This window comes from Archangium lipolyticum (genome assembly GCF_024623785.1).
GTDB classification, from domain to species: domain Bacteria; phylum Myxococcota; class Myxococcia; order Myxococcales; family Myxococcaceae; genus Archangium; species Archangium lipolyticum.
Genome location: NZ_JANKBZ010000038.1, coordinates 24,047 through 37,090 on the forward strand (window position 1 = coordinate 24,047; position 13,044 = coordinate 37,090).

Annotated in this window: 14 protein-coding genes; 7 read left to right on the forward strand and 7 right to left on the reverse strand. The window is 67.5% G+C overall.

Annotated features, from left to right (window positions below; genetic code table 11):
- Positions 1 to 246: 246 nt before the first annotated feature.
- Positions 247 to 843, reverse strand: coding sequence for a DUF2378 family protein (locus NR810_RS44760; protein ID WP_257461715.1), 597 nt, complete (start codon positions 841 to 843; stop codon positions 247 to 249).
- Between the two features lie 203 nt (positions 844 to 1,046).
- On the reverse strand, positions 1,047 to 2,300 hold the full coding sequence (locus NR810_RS44765; protein ID WP_257461717.1) for an esterase/lipase family protein: 1,254 nt from the start codon (positions 2,298 to 2,300) through the stop codon (positions 1,047 to 1,049).
- Positions 2,301 to 2,456: 156 nt separating this feature from the next.
- Between NR810_RS44765 and NR810_RS44770 the strand changes: the two genes are divergently transcribed.
- Together NR810_RS44770 and NR810_RS44775 are read left to right on the forward strand one after the other, a co-directional pair.
- Positions 2,457 to 3,743 (forward strand): chloride channel protein, encoded by a 1,287-nt coding sequence (locus tag NR810_RS44770; protein ID WP_257461718.1) that lies wholly within the window; start codon positions 2,457 to 2,459, stop codon positions 3,741 to 3,743.
- Positions 3,744 to 3,794: 51 nt separating this feature from the next.
- Positions 3,795 to 4,211: a tetratricopeptide repeat protein gene (locus NR810_RS44775; protein ID WP_257461719.1), complete on the forward strand. Its 417-nt coding sequence runs from the start codon at positions 3,795 to 3,797 to the stop codon at positions 4,209 to 4,211.
- 10 nt (positions 4,212 to 4,221) lie between these two features.
- Here NR810_RS44775 and NR810_RS44780 read toward each other — a convergent pair whose 3' ends face one another.
- Entirely contained in the window at positions 4,222 to 4,611 is a 390-nt protein-coding gene (locus tag NR810_RS44780) for a VOC family protein (RefSeq protein ID WP_257461721.1), read from the reverse strand.
- A 106-nt stretch (positions 4,612 to 4,717) separates the two neighbouring features.
- Between NR810_RS44780 and sitA6 the strand changes: the two genes are divergently transcribed.
- The 4 genes from sitA6 to NR810_RS44800 all read left to right on the forward strand — a co-directional run bounded on the left by sitA6 (position 4,718) and on the right by NR810_RS44800 (position 7,385).
- A complete protein-coding gene (gene sitA6, locus NR810_RS44785; protein WP_257461722.1) occupies positions 4,718 to 5,389 on the forward strand; it encodes a SitA6 family polymorphic toxin lipoprotein in 672 nt (223 codons plus the stop codon).
- A 4-nt stretch (positions 5,390 to 5,393) separates the two neighbouring features.
- Positions 5,394 to 6,110, forward strand: coding sequence for a SitI6 family double-CXXCG motif immunity protein (gene sitI6 / locus NR810_RS44790; protein ID WP_257461723.1), 717 nt, complete (start codon positions 5,394 to 5,396; stop codon positions 6,108 to 6,110).
- Positions 6,111 to 6,134: 24 nt separating this feature from the next.
- Positions 6,135 to 6,857: a SitI6 family double-CXXCG motif immunity protein gene (gene sitI6, locus NR810_RS44795; RefSeq protein WP_257461724.1), complete on the forward strand. Its 723-nt coding sequence runs from the start codon at positions 6,135 to 6,137 to the stop codon at positions 6,855 to 6,857.
- A 141-nt stretch (positions 6,858 to 6,998) separates the two neighbouring features.
- A complete protein-coding gene (locus NR810_RS44800) occupies positions 6,999 to 7,385 on the forward strand; it encodes a hypothetical protein (RefSeq protein ID WP_257461725.1) in 387 nt (128 codons plus the stop codon).
- A 51-nt stretch (positions 7,386 to 7,436) separates the two neighbouring features.
- Here the strand turns inward: NR810_RS44800 and NR810_RS44805 are convergent, their stop codons facing one another.
- Positions 7,437 to 8,243: a hypothetical protein gene (locus tag NR810_RS44805; protein ID WP_257461727.1), complete on the reverse strand. Its 807-nt coding sequence runs from the start codon at positions 8,241 to 8,243 to the stop codon at positions 7,437 to 7,439.
- Positions 8,244 to 8,404: 161 nt separating this feature from the next.
- Between NR810_RS44805 and NR810_RS44810 the strand changes: the two genes are divergently transcribed.
- Positions 8,405 to 10,240, forward strand: a complete 1,836-nt coding sequence (locus NR810_RS44810) for a TPM domain-containing protein (protein WP_257461729.1) — start codon at positions 8,405 to 8,407, stop codon at positions 10,238 to 10,240.
- Here the strand turns inward: NR810_RS44810 and NR810_RS44815 are convergent.
- The 3 genes from NR810_RS44815 to NR810_RS44825 form a co-directional block, all read right to left on the reverse strand.
- A complete protein-coding gene (locus NR810_RS44815; RefSeq protein ID WP_257461730.1) occupies positions 10,218 to 10,601 on the reverse strand; it encodes a VOC family protein in 384 nt (127 codons plus the stop codon). The genes NR810_RS44810 and NR810_RS44815 overlap by 23 nt on opposite strands.
- Positions 10,602 to 10,992: 391 nt before the next feature.
- Positions 10,993 to 11,937 carry a DUF2381 family protein gene (locus tag NR810_RS44820; protein WP_257461731.1) on the reverse strand — a complete coding sequence of 315 codons (945 nt, stop codon included), beginning with the start codon at positions 11,935 to 11,937 and terminating at the stop codon, positions 10,993 to 10,995.
- Positions 11,938 to 12,168: 231 nt separating this feature from the next.
- Complete coding sequence (locus tag NR810_RS44825; protein WP_257461732.1) at positions 12,169 to 12,726, reverse strand: hypothetical protein; 558 nt, start codon at positions 12,724 to 12,726, stop codon at positions 12,169 to 12,171.
- Positions 12,727 to 13,044: the final 318 nt, after the last annotated feature.

A 13,044-nucleotide genomic window follows, 5' to 3' on the forward strand; every position in this document is an offset into this window, starting at 1 on the left:
GCCTCGGTGGCTCCAACCCCCCGACGCCCTGCGCTCCCTCGACCTTGGTGGACAGACTCGGCATTCGATGAAGGGCGCTCGCCCCCCCTACCGTCCGAGTATGCCTGAAACCCGGCGAGAGCCGCACAGCCCTCAAAACATCTTCACCCGGGAGACGCCCCGCTCGCCGAGTCTCCCCATACCCATGTGGGTAGACTTCACCTCACTCCTGGAGTGGAAGACTCCCTCCTCCTGTCTACCTCCGAGTCAATCCTTCCACTCCACGTGAAGGAATGCGCCATGGCCATCCCGTGACAGCACCCGGGTGCTGACGTCACGGCCGCCGGCCAGGGTGACGCAGGCCTCGAGCACTCCCTGGTAGTAGGAAGGCTGCTCCATCACTTCGTTGATCCACACCTCGCAGCAGTTGGGGGACAGTTCGAAGAGACGCGACTCGGCGTAGTTGTCCGCGCTGCGCAGGGTGCTGTTGAGCCGCCGCAGCGAGCGCAGCGGCCCCAGGAGCCGGGACACGCCCACCATGGCGCGGCCCATCACGGTGCGCATCATGCCGTCCACCACGTCCCGCCCCATCCGGCGCCAGGCCTCCTCGCGCGGCAGGAAGGGGTAGAGGTCGGCGACGGAGATCTCCAACGCGCGCTTCCACGTCTCGTACGGGTAGGCGGGCGCCAGGGGCCGGGAGAGATCCAACCCCGCTTCGCGCAACGACTGCCAGGCCAGCGCCGACAACCGATGGCGCAGCGAGATGCGGAAGAGCCCTTCGATCGTATGCTCGAACACCAACCGCCGCTGCGGCGCCAACGAATGCTCGGCACCCAGCCCCTGGCTCTCCTGCAGGCCCTGCATGATCCACGCTCCCGTGACAGGCACACGAAAAAATTAGGAACGTGGTCTCTGGACCCCCAGTCCCGGGGGGCTCCGCCGGGCAATCCGATGATGGATGGTGAACGCACTCCAGCCCCCGCCGGGACGAGGGCTGTTCAGTGACGGACGGCGCCCTGCCCCGGAGAAGAGGACCCCTCCCCAGGCGGACCCGGAGCGGCCGATCATCAGAGGTGGGCGTCGATGGGCATCGAGGCCCGGGACGTGTGGCGGCGCGACTCGAGCGCCTCGTGGTAGGCCCGGCCCTCCACGAAGCCGGCGATGCGCATCCACAGCGCCTCGAAGGCGGGCGCGTCGAAGCCCGAGGACGAGTTGAGCAGGTCGTACCGCTTGAAGGAGCCGTGGGTGTCCTCGCCGGTGTCGGCCTGGAAGTGGCCGATGACGTCGGCGTGGTCGGCCTCGACGAGGTAGGAGGAGGCGGCGTCGGGCCACACCTGGGAGACGGTGTTGACGAGCCCGTCGTTGTCGGCCGGTGTGAGCATGCGGGCGGAGCGGGGATCCATCAGCTTCTGCACGGCCTGCGCCAGCCCCAACCGGGGCACGGGCGAGTCGGCCGTGAGCGAGTAGAGCTGGTTGAAGAGATCCAACCGCCGCCCCGTCTTGGGCCGGGCCACGGTGACGATGGAGGCGTAGCGGATGCCGTGCTCGTCGAGGAAGCGCCGCTCGTTCTCGGGGTGGTCCTCGTGCGCGGGGCTCGGAGGCGCGTCACCGAGACGCGTGGGGTTGAGGTCGCTGAGGGCCGAGGAGTCGCTGGCCATGTGGAGCAGCCAGCGCAGCAGCTCGAAGTACGAGGCGCGCGCCAGGGCGCTCGGGTAGGCGCCCTCCTGGGAGTGGCAGCCCTGTAGCGTATCGAGCAAGGCGTCGATCCAGTTGGCCGACTCCAGGCGCTTGCCGCGCAAGAGGACGCCGCGCAGCAGGTGGCCGCTCCACGAGGTGCCGCGCTCGCGCAGCCCGCGCACGGTCTCGTAGCAGACGCGCAGGAGGGGACGGATGAGCAGGGCGCGGACGAGCGGATGGCTCAGCTGGGCGGCGAGGTTCGACCCGCGATGCGGCGTGGAGAGGAATTGCACCGAGCGGATGTGCCGGAGCACCTCCAGCGCCGAGCCCTCGCGGACCCGGTCCTGGGACAGCTCCAGCTCCCGGTAGCGCACGAGGAGCTGCCGCAGGTCGAGCCCGCCAGTGGAGTGCCCCACGAGGTGGATTTCATCCCCCGGGCGCAGCTCGTTGCGGCGCCAGCGCTCGTGGAGGAAGGCGAGCAACTGCTCGGCCCGGGTCCGCACGCTGGCCGTGGGCAGGTTGGGGAAGTAGTGAAGGACGAGCGGAGTCTGCTCCAGCACGCCGGTGACGCCTTCGTAGTAGCGCAGGGTACCGAGGGCATCGAACCCGCCGAAGCCCGGGACGAGCACGAGATGACGGTTCATCGAGACCACCTCACGGAGCCGCTCCCCGACGCGGGGACGCAAGGCCAGCGTCCGCACAGTCAAGAGGAAGAGGGCCCCCGCCACAATGGCACCCGGGTCCGACCTGGAGTCTTCTCCCCCACGTACCGCCGAAGAGATGTAGACACCTGAACCGCCATGCGTCCGCCATCCAGCGCCCGGTCGTTCCTCCAGTGGCTCCTCCTCGGCGGCGTCGTCGGCGTCGTCTCGGGCATCGCCTCGGCCGTCTTCCTGTACCTGCTGGGCCGGGCCACGCACCTGCGCGAGCACCACACCGTCCTCGTCTTCACGCTGCCACTGGCGGGGCTGGTGCTCGGGCTCATCTATGACAGGTGGGGCAAGCCCATCCGCGGCGGCAACAACCTGGTCATCGACAGCGTGCACGAGGGCGATGCACGGATTCCGCTGCGCATGGCGCCCATGGTGCTGGTGGGGACGGTGCTCACGCACCTCTTCGGAGGGAGCGTCGGTCGCGAGGGCACCGCCGTGCAGATGGGGGGCAGCCTGGCCGAGGCGGTGGCGCACCGCTTCCGCGTGGAGCCGGCCACCCGCCGCGAGCTGCTCGCCGCGGGCATCGCCGGAGGCTTCGGCTCCGTGTTCGGCACGCCCATCGCGGGCACGGTGTTCGGCCTGGAGGTGGTGGTCATCGGCCGCATGGGCTACGAGGCGCTGCTGCCCTCGCTGGTGGCGGCCGTGGTGGGAGACCTCGTCACCCGGGGGCTGGGCATCGAGCACACGCCCTACCCGGCGCCCGCGCCGCTGCCGCTGACGGTGCCGCTGCTCGGCAAGTGGCTCGTGTTCGCCGTGGCCGTGGCGCTGGTGGCCATCACCTTCGTGGAGCTGGTGCACTGGATGAAGAAGCGCTGGGAGCGCCACGTCCCCGTCCTGCCGCTGCGCATGGCCGCGGGCGGGCTCCTGCTCGTGGGGCTGTGGTGGCTGGTGGGCACGGACATGTACCTGGGTCTGGGCGTGCCCACCATCCTCCGCGCCTTCACGGACCCCGAGTTGCCCTCGACCGCGTTCGCGCTCAAGCTGCTCTTCACCGCGCTGACGCTGAGCGCGGGCTTCCTCGGCGGCGAGGTGACGCCGCTCTTCTTCATCGGCGCGGCCCTGGGCAACGTGCTGGCGCGGCTGCTCGGACTGCCCCTGGACATGGGCGCGGCGGTGGGACTGGCCGCCATGTTCGCCGCCGCCGCCAACACGCCGCTCGCGCTGTCCATCATGGCCGTGGAGCTGCTCGGGAGCGCCGTGCTGCCCCACGTGGCCATCGTGAGCACCCTGGCCTACCTGTTCACGGGACACCGGGGCATCTATCCCTCGCAGCGCATCGCGCGCCTCAAACATGGCGGGCCGCTGTTGCGCCGGCTCGTGCCCCTGCGCGAGCTGCCTCAGGAAACGAGAAACGACGAGGATGCGCGCGGATGAGGGGGGGGTGGATATCTGGACTCCCGGCACCTGTTCTAGAACCATGTCTCCATGGATGACGCTCGCCGCGCGAGGATTGCCGGGCTGTGCTCCGTGGGAGATGTGTTGGCCGCACAGAAGGATCTGCCGGCCGCGCTCCTGAAGTTCCGCGAGGCGCTCGCGCTCATTCCGAGACCCGTGGAGTTGCACGACGAGGCGGTCCGGGTGCTGACGGCCATCGGGGACGCGTGCTTCCACCTGGGGCTGTTCAGCGAGAGCCGGCACGCGCTGCATGGCGCGATGCGCAGCGCCGGAGGCAGGGGCGTGCCCTTCCTGCACATGAGGCTGGGCCAGTGCGAGCTGGAGCTCGGCAACCTGGACCGGGCCGCGGACGAGTTCGCGCGAGCCTACGAGGCAGGTGGACGGGAGCTCGTCGAGGGGATTGCGCCCAAGTACCTCGAGTTCGTGCGGACGCTGAACCTGCCGTAGGGAGCTCGGGTCAGACGGTGATCTCGATGCGGTTGCCATCGGGGTCGAGCACGACGCACTCGTAGTACCCATCCCCCGTCTGGCGCGGACCATCCACCACGGGATGGCCCTCGCGGAGGAAGCGCTCGGCCATGGAGTCCACGGCCTCGCGAGAGCCCAGGGAGATGGCCAGGTGCGCGTAGCCGGTGGGCGGGGCATCGGCGTTGCCGTTGGAGGGCACGAGCTGGGGCTTCACCATGATCTCCAGACGCGCACCCGAGGCGAAGCTCAGGAAGTACGACGTGAACTGCTTGCGTTCGTTGACGTACCGGGGCCCCGCGCTGGCCTGGAAGTACGTCTCGTAGAAAGAGCGGAGCCGCTCGATGTCCTTCGTCCAGATGGCCACGTGCTCGATGCGCATGGGCACAGTTTCGTCCACGTGCGCGGGTGGACGGAAGGATTCTCGCGCTGTCCAATGTGGCGCGGAGGTGCACGCCGTCACCCGGCGAGAACAGGAGGAGCAGAACATGAGAGCCGTGTCGAAGCGCTGGCTGGCGCTGCTGTGCACGCTACTGACCGCGTGCGCGACCACGAATCCCTCCACCCGCGATGTGGACGAGACACCGCAGGTGGTGTCCTCGTGGGAAGAAGGCTGCGAGGACGCGCGGACTGTCGTCCTGCTGTGCCGCGAGGACTCGGACGAGTGCGGCTTCTTCCTCTGCCGCGACGTGGCTCCCCGTGAGGTGCTCCTGGCCTACCGCGGAGGCGGTCCCATCTACATCCCGGGTGCCTCACCCACCCCGCGCCGCTGGTGGGGCCCCTTGGGTCCGCGAGGCACCCAGCCCGTCCTCACCTTCCGCTTCAACCACCACTTCGACCCCAAACCTCCCACTCCCTCTCTTCCTCCGGGCCGCTGGGTCCGCCACCATCTGCTTCCTCAAGCCTCGGACCTCAGGGAGTGGTTCCTCGGGCAAGGCGTGAAGGACATCCACCAATTCACCATGCTCATCCCCGAGCACATCCACCTCCGCATCCATGGAGGTGGACGGAGTGGCGGGCTGTGGAACGCGGCTTGGAGACAGTTCAAGGAACAAAACCCTGATGCGACACCGGCACAAATCTATCGCCATGCGGGAGAATTGATTTTCCGCTTCGACCTGACCGGGCCCATCGTGCCGTACTACCGCGGGAGGAGATGACAGGATGACGAGGTTCTACTGGCTCCAATCGCCCACGGCGTCACGCTATACGGGAGAGCTCCAAGCCACTCACAAGTGGCGACTCCCTGGCGTCAGTTGCCCGGAGTGCGGAGCAACCTGGGCCGGGAGCGCCACCTCTTTCCCGAACGCGGACCTGTCCTCGCTCCCAGATGAGCGGGAGTTCAAGGTGCCTCGACCGGAGCCCTTCGACGAGTTCGTGCGGTTGCGCGAGTTGGTGCGGCCACTCGTCCCTTCCGGAGCGCAACTCCTTCCAGGAGCCAAATTCGGCCCCCTGGTGGGCACGGCCACCGGTACATTCAGCCCCATCTTCTTCTACTTCGTCGAGTCGCCATTGATGCATCGCGAAGCGCTGGAGAAGCTTCGAGCCGAGGGCGTGCGCGGGTTGAAGGGGTTTCCCACCGAGCTGCGCTTTCGCCAGAAGAAACACCCCGAGTTGGTGGAGCTGGAAGTCCTGCCTCATGGCAGGCTGCACATCGACTGCCTGCCCCCGGACCGCCCCCCAAAGTGTCCGAAGTGTGGCCGCAATGGGTTCAAACGTCCGGAGGAGCTCATCCTCGACGCCTCCTCGCTCCCCGTGGACCTCGACCTGTTCCGGCTGTCCGACTTCGAGACGACCTTCATCTGCACCGAGCGCTTCGTGGATGCCGTGCGGCGCCTGGAGCTGCATGAGGCCGCCTTCCGCGAGCTGCCCCTCCGCTGAGCTACCGCGGGAGGAGATGACGGGATGACGAAGTTCTACTGGCTCCACGAGCCCAAGGAGTGGCGCTGCACGGGCGACCTCAGCAAGGCCCGTCATAAATGGGGAGGACTCCCCGGACTCCACTGTCCTGAATGCGGAGCCACCTGGGCCGGGAGTGCCACTGCCTATCCGAGCGTGGATCTGTCCTCTCTTCCCCAACGAACGGCGTTCGAGGCCGCCCGACCCGAACCCTTCGGCGAGTTCGTGCGGTTGCGCGAGTTGGTGCGGCCATTCGCCCCACCCGGCGCTCAACTCCTTCCGGGTGTGGAGTTCGGACCCCTGGTGGGCACGGCCACCGGCACCTTCAGCCCCATCTTCTTCTACTTCGTCCAGATGCCCGTGATGCATCGTGAGGCCTTGGAGAAGCTTCGAGCCGAGGGCGTGCGCGGGTTGAGGGGGTTTCCCACCGAGCTGCGCTTTCGCCAGAAGAAACACCCTGAGCTGGTGGAGCTGGAAGTCCTGCCTCATGGCAGGCTGCACATCGACTGCCTGCCCCCGGACCGCCCCCCAAAGTGTCCGAAGTGTGGCCGCAATGGGTTCAAACGTCCGAAGGAGCTCATCCTCGACGCCTCCTCGCTCCCCGTGGACCTCGATCTGTTCCGGCTGTCCGACTTCGAAACGACCTTCATCTGCACCGAACGCTTCGTGGACGCCGTGCGGCGTCTGGAGCTGCATGAGGCCGCCTTCCGCGAGCTGCCTCTGCGCTGAACCCGAGTGCTCCCGATACCCTCACCCCGGCCCTCTCCCAGAGGGAGAGGGAGAGAGGGTGTGTACACCAGGGAACGGCGCCTCGGGGCGATGCGCGAACCACCCTCCGTGCACAAGGTGCCTCCCTCTCGGAGGGTCGTGATGATGCGACGGATTGTCGTTTCGTGTACGGGGGCCCTCGCCCTCTGGTTGTCCGGCTGTGCCAACTGCGAACAAATCCAGGCGACCGCCGGAACCCTCGTCACCCAATATGCCCGCTGCCGCCCCGGCGATTCCTGTCAGACCGTCGACCTGTTGGCCCTCGTCGGCGGGCAGAGCTGTCTGGGCGCCTTCCAGTGCTTCGGCGCTCTCAACTCGAACGCCAATCTCTCCCAGTTCCAACAGCACGCACGCCTGCTGTCCCAGAGAGCCTCCGTCGTCTGTCTGCCCGGCGAGTGCGTCACCGCCGCCTGTCTGGACCCCAGGGAGCTCGAGCCCGTCTGCGATACGCAGCTCGGTCAGTGCGTCCTCGCCCCGCGCGCGCCATAGTGCGAGTGCGGCCTGAAGCGCGCTCCCTCACGCTCCAGGCCGCACGGCCGCTCACGCCCTCTTGAGCCGGAACGTCACCCTGTAATGGGAGTCGTCTCCCTTGAAGGAAAGCTCCAGGGGCGTGCCGCCGAAGTGGAACGCGTGCGCCACGTCGAGCGCGCCCAGGCGCAGTTCCTTTACCGAGTCGATCAGGTCGTCACGATCCGGGAACCCGGCCTTCACCGCCGTCTGGATGGCGCCCTCCATCCCATTGCGCAGTCTCCTCACGAACTCCTGTCGATTGCCGACACTGGGCAGGTTCACCGCGAGAACGGCGCCCATCGTCACCTCCACGAGCGTCCTGACGCTCGCCGCCGACGCGAAGTCATTCTCCACCAGCGCCACCAGCAGGATGATGTCCTCGGGCTTGGGAATCGGCCTCGGCACTCCGTCGATTCCCCAGAGCACGTTCGCCGGGGCCTTGTGGCTCTCGCCCGCGTCGACTTCCGACAGCGGCCCCACCAGCACCACCTTCGGCCTCGGCAGGGTGGGATTGGTCAGACTCGGCAGGTTGAGCACATACACCAGGACGTACGGCTCGTCGCTCTCGAACGGCCCTGGATCGTTCGCATCGCTGCTCGAGAGGCTCTCGACGGACAGCACCATGGGCACGGGCGACGCGTTCTTGATCAGGCACGCGTTCAGCTTCTTCGTCTCCTGGGTGATTTGCCTGGTCAGCTCCTTGAACTCAGGATCGTGTACGGGCGGCTTGTGCACAGGGCCACCCTCATCCGCATCATGGATGTCCCGGATCAGATCGCTCTTCTCCCTCTCGAGCGCACGGATCTTGTCGATGATGGATTGGCACGGATTGGCCATGGAATCGCTCCTTGTCGTGGTGGGGGGAGTCCCCGCTTCCACCCGGTAGACACCCCGTCCCGCCAACGTCACGGCAGCCCGCGCCTTCCTCCCAGAAACGAAACTCATCGTGAGCCCAGGCGCGGCTCATGCGTGCACCCGAGGCGGGTTACGCTCCGCGCATGATGCGTTGGCTCTGGCTCCTCTCCCTCCTCGTTGGCATGGGCTCCGCGCACGCCGCCGCGCCGCGCTGGGAGGACATTCCACTCCCCGCCTCCGGGCAGGCGCTGGTGGATACCACCGGCACCCTGAAGCCGGACACGTTCGAGGCGGTGAACCAGCTGGCGGCCGGCCTCTCCGAGCAAGGACATGGCCGGCTGGTCGTCGTCGTCATCCCCAGCTACCCGGACGACCTGCGCTACCTCGCCAATGAGCTCTACGACTCCTGGCGCGTCGCGGGCGAGAAGGAGGATGGAGCCGTGCTCGTCATCGCACTCGAGCACCTCTCCGCGGGCGTCAGCCCGGGTTGGAACCTGGGCTCCTGGGATGACTTCGACGCGGTCCGGAACTCGGCCGAGAAGGCCATGCGGGCCGAGACGGAGCCCGACCGCGCCGTGCGCGCCGCGACCCGGGTCTTCTCCCAGTGGATGGCCCGCGCCTACACCCCCCCGAAACAGGACCCCGGGCCCTTCGCGGCCTTTCACCGGCCCCACGCGCTCGTGGCCGATCCCGATCAGCTCCTCACCCCGGAGCTCACGCGCACGGCGAGGGATTGGCAGCAGTTCGACACCTATCTGACGCTCGTGGTGTACGACCGCGTCAGACACCCCGTGGAGACACGCGCGCTCGCCGAGCATGTGCGTACCGCGTGGAGCGTTTCGGGCTGGCTGGTGGTCCTCTCCATCCACCCCGCGGATGCATGGGTGATTCCCAACGAGGACTTCGGCGAACACGGCGGCTACTGGCGCGGACTCCCGCAGGTGACCGGGGCGTGGAAGCAGGCCATGGAGCGGCTCGGCGATGAACCGTCCGGTTCCTCGACGGCCGAGGCGTGGAACAAGGCGCTCGAGGAGACACGGTGGCTCGCCAGCTACCCCAGCCCCTCCTGGGAGGATGAGCACAAGGTCGGGACCTCATCCCTCCCCTGGAAGGTGGACGTGGGCGCCTTCGCGCTCGCGGTGGTTCTCTTCCTGGTGGCCCGGACGTGGATCTTCCGGCTCCGGGAGGGCAAGGGCCCGCGCAGCATCCCGGCCTTCGTGCTGAGCGGGTTGCTGTACACCACGCTCTACGGCTGCGCCCTCGGATGGGTGCTGGAGCAGAGCCTGCTGCTCGGCGTCTTCTCCACCTTCTTCTCCTTCCCCCTGGTGTTCATGGGGGTGCGGCGGCTCGCGGCCTACTTCGGCTTCGACCCGTTCTATTACCTGGGATCCGGGTGCGCGTTCGCGGCGCTGGGCCTGTTCTTCACCCTGGTCGCCTTCTCCTCCGAGCTCTTCCTGGTGGGCCCGGTGGTGCGGACCGTCGAGTTGCACGAGCTGCCTCGGGTCACCGGAGGGGCCTTCCACCTGCGGGGAGCGACCCTGCGAAGAGACTTCTCCGCCAACCAGCGCCTGTCGCGGCAAGGCAGCACCGTGGACTCCGCGAAGCTCGCGCCGCTCGTCCCCGAAGGCTGGACGCCCGAGCAGCCCGTGCCCGCATGGCTGCTCTGCCGCGACGACGATTCCTTCCAGGAGGAGTGCCGCTGGGGCGAGCCGCTCGAGGACGTCGTCGTGCCCTCGTCACTGGGCGTCGCGAACACGATCCGCCTCATCGAGGGAGCCGAGCTCGTCACCGCCCTTCGCAGCGCACCAGGCGCGAGATTGTTGTCACGCAGCGACGATGCAGGAGCCTCCGTCTTCCGGGTGGTGCGGCGAGCCGTGCTCCTGCCCCTCTTCTTCATGGGCGTCTTCGTGTTCTTCGCGGTCCTCGGACACCGCTGGGACGAGGCCAGGGCCCCATTCAGGTCTGATAGATTTGGATGAGGTTGCCGCACGTATCGTCGAGGACGGCGATGGTGACCTCTCCCACCTTCCTGGGCTCCGACTTGAACACCACGCCCAGCGCCTTCAGCCTCTCGTACTCCTTCTGGACATCGTCGACCGCGAACGCCGTCAACGGTATCCCCTGCTCATGAAGGGCTTTCTGGTAGGTCTTCGCCGCCGGATTCGCGTTCGGCTCGAGGACCAACTCGATATCCCCTGGCCCCTCGGGTGAGACGACCGTCAGCCATTTGAACGCCCCCAACGGGATGTCGTGCTTCTTCACGAAGCCCAGAACCCGTGTGTAGAAGTCGAGCGCCTTTTGCTGGTCATCGACCATGATGCTCGTCAGCTTGATCTTCATGACGGCCTCCGTGTCCGCTGTCGTTTTCGGGGCGCGACGCTGACAGCCGTCCCCCGGGATGTCCAGTCGAAGTGCATGTCCACGTCGAGCCGGAAAGCGGATTGAGCGAGCACCCCCAGAAGCATCCGCAGGACACGAGAACGCCCACCGGGTGCATGAGGCGGCTCCGCCTGCGCTGGGAGCGGAACCGCGCGAGCCTCGATGAGGAAACCACGCCCAAGAAGAAGCTCTGCTTCCAGGACAAGCACAACGCGCATCTGGCGTGCCGAAGTGTTCTTCCAGCACGCCGTCATGAATCTGCTCGAATGTGAGGAACTGATGGGCGCGCTGGAACGGACCTACGCCACTCCTGAGCCACAGTCCCACTGAGTCCTCGGAGCAGGTCGAGGGCTCAAGGGAACGTCACGCCGTCGAGGAACTCGACCCTGGCGCCGCCTTCCTGGCTCCACAGTTTCAGGGTGAATGTGCCGCGCGCCTCGTTCTCCGCCGCCTCCACCTCCACGACGACGCGCCGACTCGCTCTCGCGGGGATGGGCTCCCTCGGCCAGATGCCGAAGGTCTTCAACTCCACGAGCCCAAGCCCCACCAGCACCACACCAACGGGTGTCCAGGCTCGCGTCCCCGTGTTCTTCACCTCCATCTCCACGGCCAGCCGCACCAGCTTCTGCCCGTCCTCCGTGCGCTCGGTGTCGGAGCGATAGCTGCGAGCCGACATGAGTTGGAGCGTGTTGCCCGGACGCGCGGTGACGTCTCTCTTGATGTCCTTGGAAGCGATGCCTCCTGCTCCCATGAGATTGTGAACGATAAGACCCGTGAGCCCTACCTGCCCGGCGCACTCAGCCTCAACACGCGCCTTCTCCTCCCGGCATTGCCTCGCTTCGGCCCGCGCCTGTTGCTCACCCTGCCGGTAGGACGCGAGCGTGCGCGGCTGGCGCGTCACCTCCACCAGTCGTTCGGCCTGGAAAGGATGGACCACCAGTTCGAAGGTAGCGCTCGCGGGCGCCGCGCCGTCCTGGAAGTAGACCGTCACCAGCACACGTTCCCCATCGGACAATGCATTCGAGGGGATGAGGGTCAGGGACGCCGTTCCTCCATCCACCACTCGGAAACGTTCCGGCCCGGCCAGTTCCACGCGCGCCAGAGGCGAGTCGAAGATCAGGGTGGTGGACCCCCCCGGATGAATGCATACCTCCCCCTGCTTGTTGGGGGCATCCGCCGTCAGCGCGAGGTGGCGCGTGCCCGTCTCGCAGACGGGGAGTAAGGGCCGTGCCGCAGCGTCGATGGGCGCGGCGAGCAGGGTCCATCCCATGAGGGCGGCGGAGGAGAGGGCGAACATGGGGCGGAGACCTCCAAAGCGAGCGGACGAGACCGGAGAAGTCGGCCTCTACCACACTTCCCACCCGGTCATGTATGGGGTGCACTTGTCGCTCGGTGCGCTCCGCGCGTAGGCGCGCAGCCAGAGGAGGGGGACCTTCCGGTCGCGCAGCGCACGAACTGGTCCGACCATCGGACCAGTTTCTCCCGAGCGCGCCCGGAACCTCCCCCTGTCCGCACCTACCCACCTGGCTCAGTCGAAGCGGTCCACCACCCGCACCAGTGCGAGGGGACTGACCAGTACATTCCCCAGCTCACTGCCGGGCTCGATGGGCAGGCCTGCATCGTCTCTGTTGTCCATCAACTCCATGCACACCCGGTACGTCTCCCCGCTGGGAGTGTGGGCCGTGGTGAAGCGGCCGTACACGCGCTTCTCCCCGAAGTAGAGCCGCCCGGAGAGGCGCGTTTCATCCGGCAGCGCGATCTGTCCCTGGGCGGTCTCCCAGTGGCCACCCACTCGGACCGTGCTGTCTTCGCGCACGGGGACGGGCCTGCCCCGAACGTCGGACCAATCGACAGCTTTCATTTCTCCGATGCTCAGGCCGAGTGTCTCGGTCATGATCTTCACGGCGCCCGCCGGGCACTCCTGCGGAGGAGGCTCCAGGCGCACCGGCGGAACCTGCTGCTGCGCACCGAGACAGGCCTGCAGGGCGGCTCCCGTCAAACCCAGACACACGTTGCGCGCGATGACCTCCGCGCTCCTGGACCGCGTTTCCCGCTGGGGGTCTGTCGTCTTCTGCTTCTTCTTCACGGGGGCTCTGTCCTTTCCGGACGCCGAGGGAGAGGCGGCGGCCGCGGGGGGTGGCTCCACCGGCGGCGGAGTCGCGGCCCGTGCAGATTCTGGCGCAGTCCCCGGGGGCGCCACTTCCTGGCCAACACTGGCCTCCCGTGTTGGTGGTCTGGCGGTCGACGTAATGGGTGAGGAGCCAATGGCGGTCTCGCGCCCGGTCCTCCACTGCGCCGTGCTCCACGTACCTCCCAACACACGTGTCGCGCAGACCCTCACCCCAGCCCTCTCCCAGAGGGAGAGGGGGCATACACGGGCAAACCGTTCGTGCTTGGTTTAGAC